The organism is Streptococcus cristatus (genome assembly GCF_003944225.1).
In the GTDB taxonomy this organism is placed as follows: domain Bacteria; phylum Bacillota; class Bacilli; order Lactobacillales; family Streptococcaceae; genus Streptococcus; species Streptococcus cristatus_K.
Map to the genome: position 1 here is coordinate 1 of NZ_RJPN01000003.1, position 21,403 is coordinate 21,403.

Genomic DNA, 21,403 nt, shown 5'->3' on the forward strand with positions numbered 1-21,403 from the left:
GTAGATATTAAGAAAGAATTGCTAAAGTTTGATTACTATACTAAACAAAAAGATTATAACAACATAGATGTAGCACTAGAAGATGAAAAAAATCAAAAAAGATTCAGTAGACTCATCATAGAATTTAAACATTTTGTAGTATTTAACAGATTTGGATTTATATTTCAGGAATTTTTTGGTAAAGTTTCTTTTGAAGAATTCTTAGAAAAAGGGCTAACTTTATCTTTCAATGAGTTGCAGATTCTAAATGTTCTCGTTGATACATATATGTATATTCGAGATTTATATTTCCCAAATTATAATAAGGTATCTAATGCAGATGATATAGTAGCTAATTGGGAAATTCTTTTTAAAGATATAACTTATTTTTTTAAGCAACTTTTAGACTTAGAATTTGTGAGAGAAGATAGCGGAACATTCGTTGGAAATCATCTATCTTATGATAACTTTAGAAATTTAGGTGTAGAACCTAGCAATGATATTGTTGAATATATTAACTTCACTGCTCGATTTTTAAGAGAGTTTTATCAGGTTAATGATAATCTCAAATCAATTGATGCTCAAAGCTGTATTGTGAAAATAGATTTTGAAGATCAATCAGTTAAAGATTTTATAGATGAATTAAGAACTACTATTGACTTTACAGAGAAAAGGAAAATAAATTTAATAAATGAACGTGGGGAGGCCATTTGGTTTCAAGTTAAGGAGGTTACTTCAAAAGGTGAGAAGAACCTACTTGATTTGGTTACTTTGATAAAAACTAGATCATTTGAAGGTAATTATATAATCCTTGTAGATGAAATTGAAGAAGGTCTTCATTTAGAATGGTCTAGACGTTTAATAAATTTTTTAATCAATGAATTCAATCAATTTTCAAATACAAAAATTCAATTTATTTTTACTACACATTCTCCTTTTATGTTATCTGATATCAAGAATGGAAATGTTATTTGTTTAGTAAAAGATGAAGAGGATGTAAAAGTAAAATTAATGAGGAATACATTTGCTAAGAATATACAGGAAATAATGCATGATGATATGTTTATTAAAGATATCTATGGTGAATTTGCGATTTCTAAAATAAACAAAATTATCAAAGAACTTGATCCCCTTCAAGACTCAGACACTCTTATGTACTATTTAACTAAGGAAAACCTTTTATCAGAGATTGATATGATTTCAGAGCCGTTACTAAGAAATAAATTATATGAAATGTATGAAAGAAAATTTCAAGAAAGTACTATTGATAATAGAATTGAACAACTAAAATTGGAGTTAGAAAACTTAGAATCAAAAAGAATAAACCAATAAGTTATTTGATAGAGAGATATTAAGAAAGGAAATTCCCTACTTTGTCATACAAATTTCTACTTTTCGACCTTGACCATACGCTGCTGGATTTTGATACGGCGGAAGACATCGCCTTGACTCATTTTTTAGAGGAGCAGGGCGTGACGGAGATTCAAACCTACAAAGATTATTATATTCCCATGAACAAGGGGCTTTGGTGGGATCTGGAGCAGGGGAAAATCACCAAGCCAGAGCTGGTCAATACGCGCTTTTCTCGTCTTTTTGCTCATTTTGGCATTGAGAAAGATGGCGCCGAGTTAGCCCTTCTCTATCAGCAGCACATTGCTCAGCAAGGACAAACTTACGCTGGTGCTAGTGAGCTTTTGGACAGTCTGACAGCAGCTGATTATGAGATTTATGGAGCCACCAATGGCATCACGGCTATTCAGACCGGCCGTATGGCTCATTCTGATATTGCGCCCTATTTTAATCACATCTTCATTTCGGAAAAGATGGGGACTCAGAAGCCTGAGGCTCTGTTTTATGAAAAAATAGCAGAGCAGATACCAGATTTTGACCTGTCTCAGGCTTTGATGATTGGAGATTCTTTGACTGCAGATATTACTGGCGCCAATAATGCCGGACTGGACTCTCTCTGGTACAATCCCAAGAAGTTGATTAATAATAGCAGCGCGCAGCCGACTTATACGGTATCCTCCTATGAAGAAATTAAAAAATTGCTGATTTGAAAAAATTTTTAAGTCTGTCAAGAAAAAAACTTGACACCTCTTAAAAATCTGCTATAATAGAACATGTGCTAAATAGCTCAGCTATTTCACCGAAATAAAAAATAAGAAAAGAGAGACATTTTAAAAATGGCAGTAAAAATCCGTTTGACTCGTATGGGTTCTAAGAAAAAACCTTTCTACCGTATCAACGTTGCAGACTCACGTTCACCACGTGACGGACGTTTCATCGAAACAGTTGGAACTTACAACCCACTTGTTGCTGAAAACCAAGTGACTTTGAAAGAAGATCGCGTTCTTGCATGGTTGGCTGATGGAGCTCAACCTTCAGATACAGTTCGCAACATCCTTTCAAAAGCTGGTGTTTTGAAGAAATTCCACGATTCAAAATACTCTAAATAATAGAAGTGCAGGTTGATATATGGACACGATTGAAAATCTCATTATTGCGATAGTGAAACCTTTGATTTCACAGCCAGATGCCTTAACTATCAAGATTGAAGATACACCTGAGTTTTTAGAGTATCATCTTGATCTTGATCCAAGCGATGTTGGACGTGTGATCGGTCGTAAAGGTCGTACTATCTCCGCTATAAGGACGATTGTTTACTCTGTCCCAACCGAGTACAAAAAAGTTCGCATCGTCATTGATGAGAAATAAGAAGCAGCGGGGCCATGTGTCCCGTTTTTTCTATGGCCCTTAATGAAACAAGCCTTTAGGCACAGTTGAATTTAGGGCCATTGATGCAGTTCGAGCTCCGCGAGAACTACGTTTCTTATTATCCTTAATGAAACAAGCCTTTAGGCGCAGTTGAATTTAGGGCCATTGATGCAGTTCGAGCTCTGCGAGAACTACGTTCCTTATTATCCTTAATGAAACAAGCCTTTAGGCATAGTTGAATTTAGGGCCATTGATGCAGTTCGAGCTCTGCGAGAACTACATTCCTTATTATCCTTAATGAAATAAGCCGTTAGGCGCAGTTGAATTTAGGGCCATTGATGTAGCTTGAGCTCCGCGAGAACTTGACACTTCATTTAAGAGAAGAATGAAATGCAGGGGCGAGTTTAGAGAAATCCGAAATCGGGGGATATATGAAGCCAGAAGAGTATGCTTGGAACGTTCATGAGCGCAAGTGTTATGAGAATGATCAAGTGATTTTACCGAGCCCTTACAAGCTGAAAATTCTAGATGATAGTGAGAAGAGATTGGAATTGGAGCTTGTTTTGGAGCAGCTTCCTCAGGGGCAACTGGCTCGATGGGCTATGAAAATGGCGTCAAGCTTTATAGCTCTGATAGATATGGAAGATGAGTTTGAGAAGCAGAAGATTTTGACTCAGGTAAGAGAAGTTTTTCAGACTCGGCTTGATGGGAGGGCATCTGCCTATGAACTAAGAAAGGCTGGTTTCTTAGCTAACAAACTGTCTCAGCAGGCTCAATCACAAATCGGTAAATATGCTGCGCGTGTCTTTGCCCAGGCAGTCGCAACAGCCCATATGCGGGGACATGCTATTGTCGCAGCGGATTATGCCATCAAAGTCAGAAACTTGCAGAGTCCAGATGATTTACAGCTGGCTATCAAGGAAAGAGGAGGGCAGATAGAGCTAGCCTCTGCATTTATTAGATCAGGAAAGGAAACTTTATGAAGCATTTATTTTCACGCTTGTCACCAGCGCAAAAGATTATCTTGTCTTTTCTTCTGGTGATATTCTGTGGCTCCTTGCTACTCAGTCTGCCTTGGGTGCAGACGGCAAGTTCCCAAGCGGGCTATCTGGATCATCTTTTTACAGCGGTCTCCATGGTCTGTGTGACAGGGCTTTTTACACGATCGGTTGCAGATACATACAATGTCTGGGGGCAGCTCCTTTGCATGCTGCTGATTCAGATTGGTGGTTTGGGAATCCTGACCTTTATCGGATTTTTCACCATGGAAAGTCGGAAAAAGCTCAGCCTCAAGGATCGCCGCATTCTGCGAGATAGTTTTAGTTATGGTCACAATCGTACCTTGGGTCAATTTGTCCGTTCGATTTTTATCACGACTTTTACTATCGAAGGACTGGGCGCTCTCCTTCTCATGATTCGCTTCATTCCTAAGTTTGGCCTGGGAAAAGGAATTTTTAATTCTATCTTTTTAGCTGTTTCTGCATTTTGTAATGCAGGATTTGATAATTTTGGAAATGATAGTCTACTAGGCTTGCAGACAGATGTTTTGGTCAATATCACCTTGGCTCTCCTCATCATTACTGGCGGACTTGGTTTTATGGTCTGGTTTGACTTGGCGACTAAATTGGGAGGAAAACAAAAGGGGCTGCACTTTCATACCAAGGTAGTCTTGCTGCTAACTGCTGGTCTTCTCGTATTTGGGACGGTCACGAGTCTTTGGACGGAGTATAATAATCCTGGAACGATTGGCAATCTTTCCTTTGGCGATAAGCTATTGGTCAGCTTTTTCCAGACAGTCAGCATGAGGACAGCTGGCTTTGCTTCCATCGATTATACGGCTGCTCGTCCAGTAACCCTGTTTATCTATCTGCTCCAGATGTTTTTAGGAGGAGCTCCGGGTGGTACAGCAGGTGGTCTGAAAATTACGACCTTCTTAGTTCTTTTGCTTTTCGCTCGTAAGGAGATTTTGGGCTTGCCACATACTAATCTCGGTCGGAGAACACTGGCTCCTCAGCTGGTGCAGAAGGCTTTTGGTGTGACAGTGATTTTTCAGCTGACATTTCTGCTTGGTCTTTTGGCTCTTGGGCTAGTGACTGATAGCAGTCATCGGTTTATTTACCTGATATTTGAGACTGTTTCGGCACTGGCTACAGTTGGTGTGACGGCCAATATCACTACCAGCCTCAATACAGCTGGTATGGTTGTGATTATGTTGCTGATGTTTATTGGACGGGTGGGGCCGCTGACTCTTATGGTCAGTCTCAGCCATTATCAACCGAAGAAGGCGACTACCTTGCACTACAGCAAGGCGGACATTATGATTGGATAGGAGAAAAGAAATGGCAAATCAAACAGTTGGAATCCTCGGCTTAGGGATTTTTGGACAGAGTATCATTGAGGCCTTGATTTCTCAAGATGTAGAAATCATTGCGATTGATAATCACGAAGAGACAATCAATCAGTATGAAGACATGATTGCCGTCGGTGTGATCGGGGACATTACTGATATGGAGCTTTTGGAGGCGGCAGACGTCGGTTCCTGTGATACGGTCGTCGTTGCGACTGGAGAAAGTCTGGAATCCAGTGTCCTAGCGGTCATGCACTGTAAGGCATTGGGCGTTAAAAATGTCATTGCCAAGGTCAAGGATGAAGTAACCCAGCAGGTACTGGAAAAGGTGGGAGCTGATTTGGTTATCCTGCCAGAAGTGGAGGCTGGCATTTCATTGGCTAAGACCATTCTCTTTAACCATTCGATTGAGGTTTTCCAGTTGGATGATGATGTAGTCGTGGCTGAGTTTGAGCTGCCTGCTAGCTGGGTCGGGAAAACAGTTCGTGAAGTAGATGCTCGTAGGCTGTATCATCTCAATATTATTGGCTACCGTCTGACAAAAAATCAGCCTTTGGAAAGTCAGTTTACTCCAGACTTTGTCTGGCCAGCAGGAGTCAGCATTATGGCTGTGACGGATAACCAACATTTGGATAATTTACGTGAAATAGTAAAGTAGTAGCTGGGAGTCCAATCGGGACCAACTGTCGGTAGTTCCTAAGAACTCGGAATCTTACCATCACTTCAGAAAAATAAATACCTAAGAGCTCTTTCAGGGCTCTTTTTTGAACCCTTTTGTAAAATTTGTTATACTATCACTAGAAAAGGAGTGATTTTATGAGCTTAACCAGCCAGATCATTACAGCAGATTTTCCAGATTTGGATAAGGTAGAGGCCTTGAATAATGAAGCTTTCCCAGAAGAGGAAAGGATACCTCTCAGTGAATTTTTACGATATGAGGATCAGGAAGATGCTAATTTTTTCGCCTTTTATCATGAAAAAGAGTTTGTTGGCTTTGCCTTTGCCATCTCCAATGATCAAGCCTTTTATGTTAGTTTCTTTGCGATTATGCCGCATCTGCGTAGCCATGGCTATGGCGGTGAAATCATTGAAAAGCTGGTCAATTTTTATCAGCGAACCATGCTTTTAGAAATCGAGCGTTTAGATGAGCCCTGTGACAATCTTGAGCAGCGTCAAGCTCGCTGGGATTTTTATCAGAGCAAGGGCTTCCGCTCAGCCAATGCCTTTCTGGAATATGAGGATCTTAGCTTTGAAATCCTTTATCGAGGGGAGTCTTTTGACGAAGAAGCCTATCGGGATATTTTCCACCGGCTTCAGGAAGAGAATTATTTCGACTTTGAAATCAAACATAGACGCTTCAGCGATTATTAAAATGAAGTTTTATAGTGGTCAAAGGCTATTTGGAGCAACAAAAGATTGCTTTGTTTTTACTAAATGGAGGTTAGAATGAGACTCTGGCATCAAGCATTGATTCCCAAGCTTCCCCGTCCGCAGCTACTTGGTCAGCATCGGGAATGCTGCGCTCTTCGTGGCAATGGCTGGGGCAAGAAACATGCGACCGTTGACTATGTTTTTACTCACTCTCCTTACTTGCTTTATCGCTACCATGAGCTGATTATGGAGGAGATGAGCAAGCGAGGTTATCGTGTGTCCCCAGAGTGGCTGGAGCGGGACTATCGTGGCAAGACTTGTCCAGCCTATGTGCATCTGGAAGAAATGGCTGTGGCGAGCCCTATTTACCCCGAGCATGACGCGGCTTACTATGAGGAATGCCTGCAAAATCTCAAAGAAAAAGGCATTGACTTATAGGCTTTTCCGCTGTCTGAGCCAGCTGCCTGCCTTGAGAAAAAGCTAGTAAAATGATAGAATAAAACGAATAGTAAAAAGATTAACTGGAGTAAAAATGAATTATTTTAATGTTGGGAAAATCGTCAATACCCAAGGTCTGCAAGGTGAGATGCGGGTTTTATCGGTGACAGATTTTGCGGAAGAGCGTTTTAAAAAAGGCAATAAACTGGCTCTTTTCGATAAGAAAGACCAGTTTGTCATGGACGTGGAAATTGCCAGCCATCGCAAGGCCAAGAACTTTGATATCATCAAGTTCAAGGGCATGTATCATATCAATGACATCGAGAAATTTCGTGACTTTAGTCTGAAAGTAGCCGAAGAAGACTTGGCTGATTTGGAAGATGGGGAATTTTACTACCATGAAATCATCGGCCTTGAAGTCTATGAAAATGACGTTCTGCTAGGTACGATTAAGGAGATTCTCCAGCCAGGAGCCAATGATGTCTGGGTAGTCAAGCGGAAAGGTAAGCGTGATTTGCTGCTGCCTTACATTCCGCCAGTAGTACTAAGCATTGACATCGAGCAAGGCCGGGTTGATGTAGAGATACCGGAAGGACTGGACGATGAAGATTGATATTTTGACCCTCTTTCCAGAGATGTTTGCGCCCTTGGAGCACTCGATCGTGGGTAAGGCGCGAGAAAAAGGTCTCTTGGAAATCAATTATCACAATTTCCGAGAAAATGCGGAAAAATCCCGTCATGTAGACGACGAACCTTATGGTGGCGGTCAGGGCATGCTGCTGCGGGCTCAGCCTATTTTTGATGCCTATGACGCCATTGAAAAGAAGCAGCCGCGCGTGATTTTGCTGGATCCTGCCGGACGAACCTTTGACCAAGCCTATGCTGAGGAGCTGGCTCAGGAAGAGGAATTGATCTTCATCTGCGGTCACTACGAAGGTTATGATGAGCGGATTAAGACCTTGGTGACGGACGAGATTTCGCTAGGTGACTATGTCCTGACCGGAGGAGAATTGGCGGCTATGACCATGATTGATGCGACAGTTCGCCTGATTCCAGAGGTTATTGGCAAGGAAGTCAGTCACACGGATGACAGCTTTTCGTCTGGACTCTTGGAGTATCCTCAGTACACTCGTCCTTATGACTATCGGGGCATGGTCGTTCCAGAAGTGCTCATGAGTGGGCACCACGAGAATATCCGCAAGTGGCGTCTCTATGAAAGTCTGAAAAAAACCTATGAGCGTCGTCCGGACTTGCTGGAAAACTATGAATGTACAGCCGAAGAAGCCAAAATGTTGGAAGAAATTCGAGCCAATAGTAGGGATAGTGAACACTAGTCCTTTCTATAAAAATAGCAAAATTTAGATATCGATTTCTCAAAGCCACGTTTGTGGCTTTTTTTAATTGGATGAAGGGGTGGAAAATTTTTGAAAAAATTCAAACTTCCTTCTTGACAGAAAAAATAAAAAGGAGTATTATCTTAACTAGTTAATAAACCAGTTAATAAAAGAAGCTATTTTTGAAAGCAATTCTTGGGAAAGAATGTTTTGAAAATAGTTCTTTCTTTGAATGATTGCTAAACTGGTTAAGGAGTTGAAATGAAAATCAAAAAGGTTTTGATAGCTCTAAGCCTAGTCTTACTGGGACTTGGCTTTGCTTCTTGTAGCAAAAAGGAAGCAAGCGGTGCTGGTAGCAAACATGGGCTCAATATTGTCACGAGTTTTTACCCGATTTATTCGATGGTCAAAGAAGTCTCGGGAGACTTAAATGATGTACGGATGATTCAGTCGGGCGCAGGGATTCATGAATTTGAGCCGTCAGCCAGTGATGTAGCGGCTATTTATGAAGCAGATGTCTTTGTGTATCATTCGCGGACTTTGGAGTCTTGGGCTGGTAGTCTGGATCCTAGTTTACAAAAGTCCAAAGTAGCGGTCGTAGAAGCCAGTAATGGGATGCAGTTGGACAAGGTGGCCGGCTTAGAAGAAGTGTCTACGGAGGAAGGGATTGATGAAAAGACCCTCTATGACCCACATACCTGGCTAGATCCTGAAAAAGTAGCAGAAGAGGCGCAGATCATTGCTCAAGAATTGTCCAAGCTAGATAGTAAAAATGCGGATACCTATCAAAAAAATGCTCAAAAATTTGCAGAGAAGGCAAAGGCCCTGAGCCAAAAATACCAAGGAGTCTTTAGCGAGCTAGATGAAAAAACTTTTGTGACCCAGCATACGGCCTTTTCTTATCTAGCCAAGCGTTTCGGTCTCAAGCAATTAGGGATTTCAGGCATTTCGCCAGATCAAGAGCCTAGTCCAAGGCAGTTGACGGAGATACAAGATTTTATCAAGACCTATAAAGTCAAGACGATTTTTGTCGAGAGCAATGCTTCTTCTAAGTTGGCTGAAACCTTGAAGAAGGCGACAGGAGTCAACCTAAAGGTGCTGAATCCTCTGGAAGCAGATCCTGAAAATGACAAGACCTATCTTGAAAATTTAGAAGATAATTTAGAAATTTTAGCCAAAGAATTAAAACATTGAGGTGATGTATGAAAAAGAAATATATTATTAGTTCAGTTGCGGCACTAGCTACACTTGGTGTGTGCGGTTATGCGATCATGCAGTATCAAGCAGATAAGCCACAAGAACAAGCAAGAAATCGAGTGGCCTATGTAGAAAAGAAATCTACAAATAAGCAGGACAATAAATCTCAAAAAGCCGAGAAATTGACACCTGAGCAGATTCAGGCCAAAGAAGGCATTACTGCTGAGCAGATCGTTGTCAAGATTACGGACCAAGGCTATGTGACTTCACATGGCGATCACTATCATTACTATAATGGCAAGGTCCCCTTTGATGCAATTCTGAGTGAAGAGTTGATTATGCGGGATCCAAATTATCAATTGCAGGAGTCAGATATTGTCAGCCAAGTAAAAGATGGCTATATTATCAAGGTTGCAGGCAAATATTACCTATATCTGACAAATGCCAAAGAAACCAGCAATGTTCGTTCAGTTGATGAAATCGCACGGCAAAGACAGATTCATCCTAGCAAGGAAGAAGTCGAAGGCAGTTCTGAAGCTAAATCGGGTCAAACTGTTAGCAGAAAAACACAAGACTTCAGTCGTCCAAGTGCCGCTTATGCTGCAGGAAAGAGAACCTATCAAGCAGAAGGCACTGCATCGAGTCGGAGCAATGGCGCCTATACAACAGATGACGGCTATGTTTTCAGTCCATCTGATGTGATTTCGGATACAGGAGATGGCTTCCTTGTGCCACATGGCGGTCATATGCACTATATTCCTAAAAGTGATCTGTCGCCAGGTGAATTAGCGGCTGCCCAAGCCTACTGGGATTCCTTGCAGCGAGGCAAGCAAGTAGCTAGTCCAGCTGAAAATCCTAATACAGGAGGAGAAGCTTCTGCTCCTACAGCTAAAGCATCGGAAAATCAACATGCAGGAACTGCGACTAAGCCAGCGCATCAAGCTGACAAGGGACAGACTGCTAAACCAGCTCAACCGTCCAAACCTGTCCAATCAGATGCTGGGCACGGAGCCAAACCAGCTGAAAAAGCAGAAGATGCACCATCAAGTTACCAAACCTTACTTGAGAAACTCTACCGCACACCAAAAGAAAAACGCTATGTTGAAAAAGATGGTCTTGTCTTTGATCCAAGCAAAATCGTTAGACGGACCGCAGAAGGAGTGGCCATTCCACATGGAAATCACTATCACTTTATCCCTTATAGCCAACTGTCTGCCCTAGAAGAAGAAATAGCTCGGAACATTCCTGTTGCTGGTCAGAAGACTTATCCTAAGGCTATTGTAAGTACACCAAGCCAGCCTAGCCAACCAGCAAATCCAAGTCAGCCAGCCAAACCAGCTGATAAAGACGAGCACGACCATGGTTTCCATGCTGAACATGTCATCTCAAAAGATGAGGAAGGTTACGTTGTCCAACACGGCGGCCATGCACATTATTTCTTCAAAAAAGATTTGACCAAAGATCAGATTGCAGCGGCAGAAGCCAATCTGGCTAAGCACAAAGATTCAAGCCAGTCCAGTCAAGTCAGCACAGAATATGACCGTTTTTCTCGTGACGCCAGTGACGAAGAGAAAATCGCTTATATCTCCAAGACTTATGGCGTACCGCGTGAAGCGATCAAGATTTCAAAAGGCTTCTTTGTCTTTAATAACCCAGATCAAGACTACGATCCGACACATATCCATCCATACGCTGTTCGAAAAGAGCATGTTCGGATTCCTTTAGAAACTGGAAATCCAGAACTGGACTTCCTAAACGAGCTTTATACAACAGCCCTGCGTTCAGGTCTGTCTCCGTACAGTATTCAGGTTGAAAATGGTCAGTTTGTCATTCCGCATGGCGATCACAACCACTACATTCGTGTCCAATCTAAAGGATTGAATCTGGGCTTGAAGAATAAAATTCCAGCCTTACAATCAGCTTATCAAGCAGGAGGCTATGATGAAAAGGCTGTTCTTGAAAAGGTAGATACTCTCCTGACAGCTAGCCGAACCATTTATGCTAAAGACTTGCTCATGCAACGTCGAATCGAGCTAGCTCTCGGTAATTTTGTAGAAACCATGAAGCAATTGCCAAGTAACTCAACAGAGGGATATTTGGCAAGCCTAGATCAATTTGATAAGCACTACATTCATGTTGACGAGAAAGCGAAAACGGAAGAGCTGACAGAAGTTGATAAAAAATATCAAGAATTGGTTGACAAGATCAAACGTTTGGAAACAGACAGCTACAATGTGAATAAAACCAACTTGCTCGGTGAATTGCAGACAGCTAAGGTAGAAAAAAATGAAGCTAAGATGGCTGAGATTGAGCAGCTATTGGCAAGTCTGCAAGATTATCAAGACCGGACAGGAGTGACTTCCGTCGAGTATCTTAAAGCTTTCTATCTTGCAGTTGATGATGCTCGTTTGCAGCCAGAACTTCGTAAGAAAGTTGCTGATTTGACGCTTAAGCTTTATAAATCTCAGGCCTTTATCGAAGCGGTCGACCTGAAAGCTCTTTTCTTGGAACTCTATCAAACTAAGCTCGAAGTTGATAAGGCTCTGGCAAGTGGCGAGGCTGCTTCAGCCAAGGATAAAACGGTTCTGGATACCGAAAAGCTGGATGACCACAATTATAAGACGGCTATCTATGGTTTCTTGAAAGAATTGTATGGAGAATTTGCACCGCAGCCTACAGAGGAAATCTCAGAAGAAACTCTCCAAGCTCTCTTCCAAAAAGGTCAAGAACTTTTGGAAAAAGTAACGGATTCGACTGTGCAAGAAACTTATCAAAAGCAACTCGCAGCACTTGGTACTGATTTGCAAGAAGGTCGCAAAAATAGAGAAACAATCTTGTCAGAAACGAAAACGTTCTTGACCCAAATCGTTGAAACCTTAAAAGAACAGCAAGCATCTGCAGCGCTTAAGGATAAAGAGACCTATCTGAAAATTTACAATTTGCTGATGTCCGCCCACAAGATGCTTGAGGAACAACAGGGGACAGATGAGCAATTTGCCAAGGTAGATGCTCTACTGGATAAATTATCCGATCCGAGTGTGGACAAAGCAGGCCTGTTAGTTGAAGCAGAAGCGTTCGTTAATCAGCTTCAAGCCAACAAGCCAGCTCCTACTGAACCCAAAAACGAGACGGAGGTCAGTCCGACTGAGGAGAATAAGGAAGAAAAAACGAGTGAGGCTCCTAAAGAGACGGTGGAAGAGTCAGGCTCACCAGTCACTCCTGAAGTAGAAAAATCAAATTCAGCAGCACCTTCAGAAAAAGCCCCTGAAAGTCAAGTGACATCAGAAGCAAATAAGCAGTAAAGAAATTTTTTCTAAATAAATGGAAATGAGGAGCGGAAGAGGCGAAAAATGCTTTAAATCCGCTCTATTTCTATATTCTTAGGATGGAGCGTTCGATTTTTGTCATAAAATTGTAATAGAATTTCTATTTAAATGATATGGTTTTGACTGGTTTAACCAGTCATTTTATGTTAGTATTATAGCATAGGACTGATTGTAAAATGATACATGTGCTATTAGAAGGAGATGTCTATGGACAAGAAAATTGGTAAATCCGTTGTAGCAACTGGCATTGCAGCGACAACGATTATTTCTGGTGCGCTCAGCCATCAGGTAAAAGCGGATGAACTCGTTGAGTCAACGGCTACGAAACCAAAGGCAACAGCAGTTACCGAGAAACCAATTACGACAGCGGATGTAGCAGAAGCGAAGGAAAAAGCAGATGCTGCCAAGAAAAATGTAAATCAGCAACAAGAGCAAACTAAGAAAGCTGAAGCAGACCTTGAAGGAGCTAAAGCTGCAGTTTCAGAGGCTCAAGAGAAAGTGGCTACTGCTACTGAGAATGAAAAAGCAGCAACTGAAGAAAACATTTCTCAAGCAGAGACCAGTGTTAAAAAAGCTGAAGAAGAAGTAACAGCAAAATCAGAAACTGTCAAAGAAGCAGAAACTGCTGTACAAGAAGCAAGTCAGGCAGTTAAAGACCAAGAAAATACAATTGCTGGCCAGCAATCATTGGTGGATGTGGCAGAATCTGAGCTAAACAAAGCCAAAGAACCAGTTCATGCTGAAACTGCAGCTGTGGAAACTGCTAAAAATCAGGAAAATCAAGCTCAAACAGCTGTGGAGCATGCTAAAAATGAACTAGCAAAAGCAGAACAAGAAGCAAATGCTGCGCCACAAAATCAGGCAGAAATCCAAAACAAAATCAATCAAACACAGGCTAACTTAGAGCAGACCAAGCAATTGATTGCTGCAACAAATACAGAGTTGGTGCATGAACAGAAAAATGCAAGTACAGCACCGGTTGATTTACGGAATACGACCTATTCGCAATTCTTAGAGAATCTTCGAGATAATTCGAACAACGAAGCTGTAAGAAATGCTGCAGCTGATGCTTTAGCCCTTTACAAGCGTGGTCAGAATGAATTCAAGATCACGGTTAGTTCAAATCCATCTAGCCCAGCTAGCTTGGAAAATAACTTGCAGGCCTTGGAATTGGTTAAGGCCATCAATGCCTACCGTCGTAATGCAGGACTCCCAGAACTTTTGGTGGATCCATATGCCAATGTTGCCAGCCAAATTCAGACCTTGTACTTTGAAAAGGCTAACTGGCATATGGGGAAGCTGATTGGCAATGAAAACGTAGCCATCAGCTTCAATCCTCAAGGTGCGGTTAATTTCTGGCATAGTGAAAAAGCCTTGTATCAGAAGATTGCTGCTCAATACGGCTTGCCAACTGATGAAAGACAACTAGATGCTAATGACATTTATATGAAGGTGGGGCCTAACGTCTTTGCGCAAATTGGTCACTATGTCCAAATGATGGATAACAAGGCCAATGCAATCTCTGCTGCCTATGACACTCATCCAAATCAGTTTGGAACTCCATACGGAACTTCAGAAGTTGGATTCCATAATGTTCGGAATTTCAATCAAAGAGTTAATAATGGCACATTGCTAACCGTTGAGGCGATGGAGAAACTTCTCCGCAGCGGTGGCAGTCGTGGAGCTGCCTCAAGTGCCAATGTGACAGCCTTGAAGAATCGTTTGGCAGAGTTGCAAGCGCAGAAAGTTAGCCAAGAGTCTAGCCTGAATCTTTTAAATAATCAGTTGACAGATTCATACAAGGCACAGAAAGATCGTGCGGCTGCTGTTGTAAAAGCTAAACAGAATCTTGAAGCTGCTGAGAAAGCCTTAGCTCTGACTCAACAAAACTTGTCAGATAAAAAGGCTGCTTTGAAGTCAGCAACAGCAAGAATCGCGTCTGCCCTTTCTCCATATCAGTCTAAATTGCAAAAAGCTCAGGCAACCTTAGTAGAGGCTAAGAATCAGCTCGCAGCTTTGAAGACGGCTGAGGAAAACAAGAATAAGGCACTAGAAGCGGCCAAAGCTGAATTGGTAGCTGCTCAAAATCGTGTAGCTGCAGCTCAGAAGAAAGTTGCAGATCTCAAAACAGCTCCACAACAATTGGAAAAAGCTAAGCAAGACTTGGTTACAGCAGAGGCTGACCTGAAGGCTAAACAAGTTGTTGCTGAGACTGAGAATGCAAAATTAATTGATTTGCAAACAGTCTACAACGAGTTGCTAGCAAATTACAATTATTTGCTAGACCTTCTTCCAAAAGAAGTGCGCCAAGCCCTAGCATCGGCTACTACAACTACTTATCAGGCAAATGGTGGACTTAATTTTGCTGCAGCAGGTGCAGGAAGTCAAACGCTTCTGACTTCGAATGCAAATTCAGCTTCTCAAGATGAGAAGACTGCGCAGGTTGAACCGACAGCTAATGTAGCTGCTCAGGCTCAGCCAAAGAGTGATAATAATACTAATGCTACATCAACTCCAGCGACTCCTAAAGCTTCGCCTAGCCAGTCAGTTGCCCTTCCTAATACAGGAACGGAAGCGGAGCAACTAGCCTTCCTTGGAATGACTCTTGGTGCAGCTCTTCTCGCAGGTGCAGTGAAACATCGCCGTAGAAAAACTTTATAGCAGATAACAGTGAAGTGAGTGTTACATCTCACTTCATTTTTTATTGGCTAATTAGTTTGATTGAAACAAATTTAAGAAGAAAATTTTTTGAGATTCAAATAATTCTTAAATTTGGCTAGAAAACATTCCTTTTATCTGCTTTTCAAGGGATATCATGTTATAATAGCAGAGGATTTTATACAAAAAGAGGAACTTATGACTAAAAAAGCTATTCTAATGATGACCTTTGGATCGCCAGAGGGCTATACTTTTGAGGATATTGCAGAATTTTTCACGAATATCCGTCGTGGTGTGCGGCCTACTGATCAGGAGATTCAGCACCTTCATGATAATTATCAGCGTATTGGTGGCAGTCCCCTGCAACGCATCACGCGGGCAGAAGTTGAGCTGGTGAAAGAAGCTTTAGTGGGAGAGTATGCTGTCTATTTTGCTAATAAATTTTCTCGCCCTTTTATTCCAGATGTTATTAAGCAGATGGAGGATGACGGGATTGAGGAATGTATTTGCTTGATTTTAGAACCGCATTATTCTTTTTACTCTGTCATGGGGTATGAAAAATTTATTACGAGCCAGACAATTAAATTCCATATTATCAAAGAATGGTATCAAGCTGATGATTTGCTTGGCTTTTGGGAGGAAGAAATCAGGAAAATCTTGCAGACGCAAGTCAAAGATGAAAGTTTTAAGGTCATTTTCTCAGCTCACAGTGTGCCAGTTTTAGCGCTTGATTTTGAAGATCCATATATTGATCAGATTATTGAAAATTCACAGTTGATTGCACATCGACTAGGCCTTGCTCCATCTGAGTATACCAATACCTGGCAGAGCGAAAGCGATATTGGCTTGCCGTGGATCAAGCCAGATGTCTTAGAATATCTCCGAGATCAAACGAACCACCCGCAACATTATATCTTTGTCCCAATTAGTTTCATCAGCGAACATATCGAGGTACTGTTTGATAATGATGTGGAGTGTCAGGAATTGTGCCAAGAACTCGGTGTGGTTTATCATCGTCCACCAATGCCGAACACAGACTCCCGTTTGATTGATGCATTATTAGCAACTATTCGTCAGCATGAAACAGAAGAGCTTCGATACATGCATCCAGAAGAAACAACCTTTGACGAATTGGCCCCTTCAGAAGAAAGTAATCAAATCTTAAGCGAAACGGAAGAACTTCAAATGCCTGAATTTGTCAAAAAGTTGATAGAGAAAAAGGGTAGAGAGAATGTCAAAATGCCTTATTTCATAAAGAAGATGTTAGAAAAAAGGGCGCAAGAATCAAAGTAAGTCTAAGATCTACCAGCCTAGAAAGAAACATTTGCAACGAAGAATGATAATGAATTGTTAAGAAAGTGCATGTTCTAGGAAAATGAAAAATTTCTATTGAAAAGATAGGGTTTTGTAAATTATGTCTACAAACAAGCTAATTCAATCCAAGCTGGAACTGTTGCCGACCAGTCCCGGCTGTTACATTCACAAGGACAAAAACGGTACCATTATCTATGTCGGCAAAGCCAAAAATCTACGCAATCGGGTCCGTTCTTATTTCCGTGGCAGCCACGATACCAAGACGGAGGCTCTGGTTTCCGAGATTGAGGATTTTGAGTTTATTGTTACTGAGTCTAATATTGAGGCTTTGCTCCTAGAAATCAATCTAATCAAGGAAAATAAGCCCAAGTACAATATCATGCTCAAGGACGATAAGTCCTATCCTTTTATTAAGATTACCAACGAGATTTATCCTCGTCTGATCATCACGCGCCAAGTCAAAAAGGATGGTGGTCTTTATTTTGGCCCATATCCAGATGTTGGTGCAGCCAATGAAATCAAACGCCTGCTCGATCGCATTTTTACATTCAAAAAATGTACCAATCCACCTGCAAAAGTCTGTTTTTATTATCACTTGGGGCAATGTGAAGCCCATACGATTTGCAAGCGGGATAGCCAGTATTTCAAGAATATGGCTCAGGAGGTGTCGGACTTTCTAAAAGGTCAGGACGACAAGATTATTGATGAGCTACGTGATAAAATGAATAAAACAGCTGCAGCCATGGAGTTTGAGCGAGCGGCTGAATACCGTGACCTGATTCAGGCTATTGGAACCTTGCGTACCAAGCAGAGGGTCATGGCTAAGGATTTGCAGAATCGTGATGTTTTTGGTTACTATGTGGATAAGGGCTGGATGTGCGTGCAGGTCTTCTTTGTCCGCCAAGGTAAGCTGATTGAACGTGATGTCAATCTTTTTCCCTATTACAATGATCCCGACGAAGATTTCCTGACCTATATTGGCCAGTTTTACCAAGAAAAGTCCCATCTCAAGCCCAATGAAATCTTAATTCCAGCAGACATTGATGAAGAAGCTGTTCGGGCCATGGTGGATACAAAAGTAGTCAAGCCTCAGCGAGGCGAAAAGAAACAGTTGGTCAATCTGGCTATTAAGAATGCTCGGGTCAGCCTCCAGCAGAAATTTGATCTTTTGGAGAAATCCGTTGAGAAAACGCAGGGCGCTATTGAAAATCTAGGGAGACTCCTTAACATTCCGACACCAGTTCGGATTGAGTCTTTCGACAACTCTAATATCATGGGAACTAGTCCCGTATCGGCTATGGTGGTCTTTGTCAATGGTAAGCCTAGCAAGAAGGATTACCGCAAATATAAGATCAAGACTGTGGTAGGGCCGGACGACTACGCTAGCATGCGAGAGGTCATCAAGCGTCGCTATAGTCGGGTCATTCGTGACGGGCTGACGCCACCAGATCTGATTGTCATTGATGGTGGGCAAGGTCAGGTCAATATTGCTAAAGAAGTTATACAGAACCAGTTGGGGCTTGATATTCCTATTGCTGGATTGCAAAAAAATGACAAGCACCAGACCCATGAATTGCTCTTTGGCGATCCTCTTCAAGTCGTAGAACTGTCCCGTAATTCTCAGGAATTTTTCCTCCTCCAGCGCATCCAAGATGAGGTGCACCGCTTTGCCATTACCTTCCACCGTCAGCTTCGTTCTAAGAATTCCTTCTCATCGCAACTCGATGGCATCGAAGGCTTGGGGCCCAAACGCAAGCAAAATCTCATGAAGCATTTCAAATCTCTGACCAAGATTAAAGAAGCAAGTGTCGATGAAATCGTCGAAGTGGGCGTACCGCGAGCAGTGGCGGAGGCTGTGCAGGCAAAACTCAATCAAACAGATTCATCCCGCCCCTTGTTAGAAGTGGCAGAACCTTTAGCAGAATTGGATGGTTAATATATAAACTAAGACCGTGAAAACGGTCTTTTGTGGTATAATTGGAAGGAAGTGAACCAGAATGGAGAGTCAATTATGATACCTTTAGAAAAATCAAATCCGTCTAAAGTTGAAAAAATTTGCTTGGAATTATATAAAAAAATGAATTTTCAAGATTATCCTGAATTTAAAAATGAATTAAATAAATGGGTCACAGATAATATACCAGGACTTGAGAGTGAAAAGGATGCTTTTCTAAAGATAATGACAGGTGAGTATTCATTTTTAGAAAATATTAAAGAATTGTTAGATAATTTCGCAGATGAAGAATCTAGATTAGCAGAGTATCTAAAAAAATCTTATGGAAAGATAGATTCGAGATTAAGGAGGAAAATAATTGATTTAAAGAACATTTCGGTATGCCCGTATTGTAATCGTAATTATATAAACTCAACATATAAAATACTTCATTGTAATAATTGTAATCAAGACTTATTTGTAATTGATGAGGTTGAAAAAGAATGTCCGGGTTGCAAGCAAGAAATTAGTTGTCAGACTAAAGTAGTAAACACTGCTCAACTAGACCACTTTTTTTCAAAAGACAGCTATCCACTATTTGCGGTTTCATTTTATAATTTAATTCCTAGTTGTTATAGTTGTAATCATGTGAAATCAAATAAGGATTTAGAATATAGTCCTTATGATACTAGTTTTCCATTCGATGATGTAAAGTTTACATACATTCCAAAGTCTGTTGATGAGATTAATATAAAAATCGATTCTCATGATATTTATTTTAAAAATGGAATTCGTATTTTGGGTATAGAGGAGCTATATCAAAGTCACATTGATGTAGTAAATGAATTGATTTGGAAAAAAGAAGTATATACAGATAGTTATAGAGATGGTTTGTCAAAAATCTTAAATCAAACAAATCTTGAATTGAGAAAAGCTGAGTTGAATCGTTTTATAACAGGTCACTACACAGACAAAGAAAATTATGGGAAAAGACCACTTTCAAAAATGGTTACAGATATTAGCAAAGAAATTGGACTAGTAGGAGAAGAAGAATGAAATTAATTGCTTTGGTGATTAAACAGTATGATGAGCTTTTTAAGAATCAGATTTTTAATTTTTCAGACGAATATAAAGTAAATTTTGATTTTGAAACGAATGAATTAAAAATTGATAAAAATCCAGATTATATTGAAAATTTTTATGGAGAGTCTATTTATAATATTTCACCAATAGTTGGGATAAATGGTGTGGGAAAAAGCACTATTTTAAATCTGATAGGCTATTATCATCGTGCGGAAGATCAAAACAAAGATATAAATCAATTTTTCTATGTGTATTTAGATACTAATGGAAAGTTTTATTTAAGAGGTGAAAAGTATGATTTAAATTCAATTACTATAGAAGATCTAGCAACGGATCAAGTTGATATAAGTGGATACTGTGATGCTCAAAAGATAGATAAGTTGAATTATATCATGAACGAAGATAGACGTCCAAGCGGAAGATTCGGAAGGGTATCATTATTAGATGTTCACTTAGCAGAATCTTCTAAATGGTATATGTTGAATGGTATCTTTGAAGCTTATGAAGAATTATATTTCCGAGGATTGGTATCTTCATCATATAAATTTAGTTTTGGAGTTAATAAGTATGATATTCCAGATAAATATTTAAATGATTGGGAACAGAGAAAGTTTTTCTCCTGTCTCATTTTGAAAATAATTGTGAAGATTTGTAATGATTTTAACTATTGCTTAAGCGATGAAGAAATTGAAAGATATTTTATAGATGGTGATTATCTGACCCTATTTGATAAAATAAAAAAAGAAACAGAAGAAGAAAAGAAAGACTTTCTGAATTTATTAGTTGATTTTCTAAATAATTTCGAACAAATTATTAAGAATTACGATATTAAAGAATATAGTGATAGTACGGAAACTCGGATAGTTGAGATTGGATATGGAGAAAAGAATTTTGATAATCGAATCGAATTTGAAAAACTGTATCTAGACTATGAAAAATTAGAAAAGAATGCATTAGATTTGAAGTACTATAGTTTTAGAGCAATAGATGAATTTTATTATAATATGTCTACTGGTGAAACAAATATATTAAAAGTGATAAGTTATGTAAAGTGGTTACAAATGAATCCCTCTCAAGGGACATGTCAATTAGTAGTGGATGAATTAGAATCGGGTATGCACCTCGAATGGTCTAGAAGCTTAATAAACTTTTTAGTCAACTATATAAATGAAATCAACAAAATAGGAGGAATGAACTTCCAACTCATCTTCGCAACCCACTCTCCCTATATGTTATCTGATATTAAACCAGGAAATGTGATTATGATTGAAAAAAATCAAGAAACGGGATATTCAGAAGGAAAAGTTTTACAAAATACTTTCGCTAAAAATATACAAGAAATCATGAAGGAAAATTTGATTGATAATATTTATGGTGATTTTGCCTTAGCGAAGATTAATTCTATGATTGAAAGACTTAATGGAGAAGAGGAGCAGGAAGGAAATGAAGAAGAGGAGCTATTAAAAGAAATTCATTTGATTAGTGAGCCTATTCTTCGTAATAAATTATTAGAGATGTATGATAAGAAATACAATACCTCAGAATTTAGTATTGAAAAACAACTACAGAAGTTGAATCTGAATGAGGGACAACGCCAGCAGGTCAGAGCAATGATTGAAGCAAATATACGTAGTACCCATGCGGATAGATAAGTTTGTAAGTAAATAGTTTGAATTATCAATACAATCATTTGAAAATGAACAAT

Annotated in this window: 18 protein-coding genes; all 18 read left to right on the top strand. The window is 40.2% G+C overall.

The window, feature by feature from the left end; translation table 11 throughout:
* Positions 1–1,311: AAA family ATPase (locus D8797_RS04410; protein WP_142999729.1), on the top strand; the 1,311-nt coding region annotated here is incomplete at its 5' end.
* A gap of 41 nt (positions 1,312–1,352) precedes the next feature.
* Complete coding sequence (pynA, locus tag D8797_RS04415) at positions 1,353–2,039, top strand: pyrimidine 5'-nucleotidase PynA (protein WP_125379418.1); 687 nt, start codon at positions 1,353–1,355, stop codon at positions 2,037–2,039.
* Between the two features lie 126 nt (positions 2,040–2,165).
* Entirely contained in the window at positions 2,166–2,438 is a 273-nt protein-coding gene (gene rpsP, locus D8797_RS04420) for a 30S ribosomal protein S16 (RefSeq protein ID WP_125379419.1), read from the top strand.
* Positions 2,439–2,457: 19 nt separating this feature from the next.
* Positions 2,458–2,697, top strand: coding sequence for an RNA-binding protein KphA (kphA, locus tag D8797_RS04425; RefSeq protein WP_005590445.1), 240 nt, complete (start codon positions 2,458–2,460; stop codon positions 2,695–2,697).
* A 431-nt stretch (positions 2,698–3,128) separates the two neighbouring features.
* Entirely contained in the window at positions 3,129–3,680 is a 552-nt protein-coding gene (locus D8797_RS04430) for a putative immunity protein (RefSeq protein ID WP_125379420.1), read from the top strand.
* Entirely contained in the window at positions 3,677–5,026 is a 1,350-nt protein-coding gene (locus D8797_RS04435; RefSeq protein ID WP_125379421.1) for a TrkH family potassium uptake protein, read from the top strand. The genes D8797_RS04430 and D8797_RS04435 overlap by 4 nt, the downstream gene beginning before the upstream one ends.
* Before the next feature lie 10 nt (positions 5,027–5,036).
* Entirely contained in the window at positions 5,037–5,702 is a 666-nt protein-coding gene (locus D8797_RS04440) for a potassium channel family protein (protein WP_061909228.1), read from the top strand.
* A gap of 158 nt (positions 5,703–5,860) precedes the next feature.
* Positions 5,861–6,415 (top strand): GNAT family N-acetyltransferase, encoded by a 555-nt coding sequence (locus D8797_RS04445; RefSeq protein ID WP_062005376.1) that lies wholly within the window; start codon positions 5,861–5,863, stop codon positions 6,413–6,415.
* A gap of 75 nt (positions 6,416–6,490) precedes the next feature.
* Positions 6,491–6,853, top strand: a complete 363-nt coding sequence (locus tag D8797_RS04450; protein WP_125379422.1) for a TIGR02328 family protein — start codon at positions 6,491–6,493, stop codon at positions 6,851–6,853.
* A gap of 94 nt (positions 6,854–6,947) precedes the next feature.
* A complete protein-coding gene (rimM, locus tag D8797_RS04455; RefSeq protein ID WP_061422770.1) occupies positions 6,948–7,466 on the top strand; it encodes a ribosome maturation factor RimM in 519 nt (172 codons plus the stop codon).
* Positions 7,456–8,187: a tRNA (guanosine(37)-N1)-methyltransferase TrmD gene (gene trmD / locus D8797_RS04460; RefSeq protein WP_045497615.1), complete on the top strand. Its 732-nt coding sequence runs from the start codon at positions 7,456–7,458 to the stop codon at positions 8,185–8,187. The genes rimM and trmD overlap by 11 nt, the downstream gene beginning before the upstream one ends.
* 261 nt (positions 8,188–8,448) lie before the next feature.
* Positions 8,449–9,381 carry a metal ABC transporter solute-binding protein, Zn/Mn family gene (locus tag D8797_RS04465; protein WP_125379423.1) on the top strand — a complete coding sequence of 311 codons (933 nt, stop codon included), beginning with the start codon at positions 8,449–8,451 and terminating at the stop codon, positions 9,379–9,381.
* 8 nt (positions 9,382–9,389) lie between these two features.
* Positions 9,390–12,686 carry a pneumococcal-type histidine triad protein gene (locus tag D8797_RS04470; protein ID WP_125379424.1) on the top strand — a complete coding sequence of 1,099 codons (3,297 nt, stop codon included), beginning with the start codon at positions 9,390–9,392 and terminating at the stop codon, positions 12,684–12,686.
* 231 nt (positions 12,687–12,917) lie between these two features.
* Entirely contained in the window at positions 12,918–15,371 is a 2,454-nt protein-coding gene (locus D8797_RS04475) for a CAP domain-containing protein (RefSeq protein ID WP_005590434.1), read from the top strand.
* Positions 15,372–15,566: 195 nt separating this feature from the next.
* Positions 15,567–16,661 carry a ferrochelatase gene (gene hemH / locus D8797_RS04480; protein WP_125379425.1) on the top strand — a complete coding sequence of 365 codons (1,095 nt, stop codon included), beginning with the start codon at positions 15,567–15,569 and terminating at the stop codon, positions 16,659–16,661.
* Positions 16,662–16,782: 121 nt separating this feature from the next.
* Positions 16,783–18,618 (top strand): excinuclease ABC subunit UvrC, encoded by a 1,836-nt coding sequence (gene uvrC / locus D8797_RS04485; protein WP_125379426.1) that lies wholly within the window; start codon positions 16,783–16,785, stop codon positions 18,616–18,618.
* A 75-nt stretch (positions 18,619–18,693) separates the two neighbouring features.
* Positions 18,694–19,671, top strand: a complete 978-nt coding sequence (locus D8797_RS04490) for a hypothetical protein (RefSeq protein ID WP_125379427.1) — start codon at positions 18,694–18,696, stop codon at positions 19,669–19,671.
* Positions 19,668–21,350 carry an AAA family ATPase gene (locus D8797_RS04495; RefSeq protein WP_125379428.1) on the top strand — a complete coding sequence of 561 codons (1,683 nt, stop codon included), beginning with the start codon at positions 19,668–19,670 and terminating at the stop codon, positions 21,348–21,350. The genes D8797_RS04490 and D8797_RS04495 overlap by 4 nt, the downstream gene beginning before the upstream one ends.
* The last annotated feature ends 53 nt before the right edge of the window (positions 21,351–21,403 follow it).

Bases quoted from the DNA above. Each gene is read 5' to 3' on its own strand.
- rpsP (WP_125379419.1), top strand. From the start codon at position 2,166: ATGGCAGTAAAAATCCGTTTGACTCGTATGGGTTCTAAGAAAAAACCT.
- kphA (WP_005590445.1), top strand. From the start codon at position 2,458: ATGGACACGATTGAAAATCTCATTATTGCGATAGTGAAACCTTTGATT.
- D8797_RS04430 (WP_125379420.1), top strand. From the start codon at position 3,129: ATGAAGCCAGAAGAGTATGCTTGGAACGTTCATGAGCGCAAGTGTTAT.
- D8797_RS04435 (WP_125379421.1), top strand. From the start codon at position 3,677: ATGAAGCATTTATTTTCACGCTTGTCACCAGCGCAAAAGATTATCTTG.
- D8797_RS04440 (WP_061909228.1), top strand. From the start codon at position 5,037: ATGGCAAATCAAACAGTTGGAATCCTCGGCTTAGGGATTTTTGGACAG.
- D8797_RS04445 (WP_062005376.1), top strand. From the start codon at position 5,861: ATGAGCTTAACCAGCCAGATCATTACAGCAGATTTTCCAGATTTGGAT.
- D8797_RS04450 (WP_125379422.1), top strand. From the start codon at position 6,491: ATGAGACTCTGGCATCAAGCATTGATTCCCAAGCTTCCCCGTCCGCAG.
- rimM (WP_061422770.1), top strand. From the start codon at position 6,948: ATGAATTATTTTAATGTTGGGAAAATCGTCAATACCCAAGGTCTGCAA.
- trmD (WP_045497615.1), top strand. From the start codon at position 7,456: ATGAAGATTGATATTTTGACCCTCTTTCCAGAGATGTTTGCGCCCTTG.
- D8797_RS04465 (WP_125379423.1), top strand. From the start codon at position 8,449: ATGAAAATCAAAAAGGTTTTGATAGCTCTAAGCCTAGTCTTACTGGGA.
- D8797_RS04470 (WP_125379424.1), top strand. From the start codon at position 9,390: ATGAAAAAGAAATATATTATTAGTTCAGTTGCGGCACTAGCTACACTT.
- D8797_RS04475 (WP_005590434.1), top strand. From the start codon at position 12,918: ATGGACAAGAAAATTGGTAAATCCGTTGTAGCAACTGGCATTGCAGCG.
- hemH (WP_125379425.1), top strand. From the start codon at position 15,567: ATGACTAAAAAAGCTATTCTAATGATGACCTTTGGATCGCCAGAGGGC.
- uvrC (WP_125379426.1), top strand. From the start codon at position 16,783: ATGTCTACAAACAAGCTAATTCAATCCAAGCTGGAACTGTTGCCGACC.
- D8797_RS04490 (WP_125379427.1), top strand. From the start codon at position 18,694: ATGATACCTTTAGAAAAATCAAATCCGTCTAAAGTTGAAAAAATTTGC.
- D8797_RS04495 (WP_125379428.1), top strand. From the start codon at position 19,668: ATGAAATTAATTGCTTTGGTGATTAAACAGTATGATGAGCTTTTTAAG.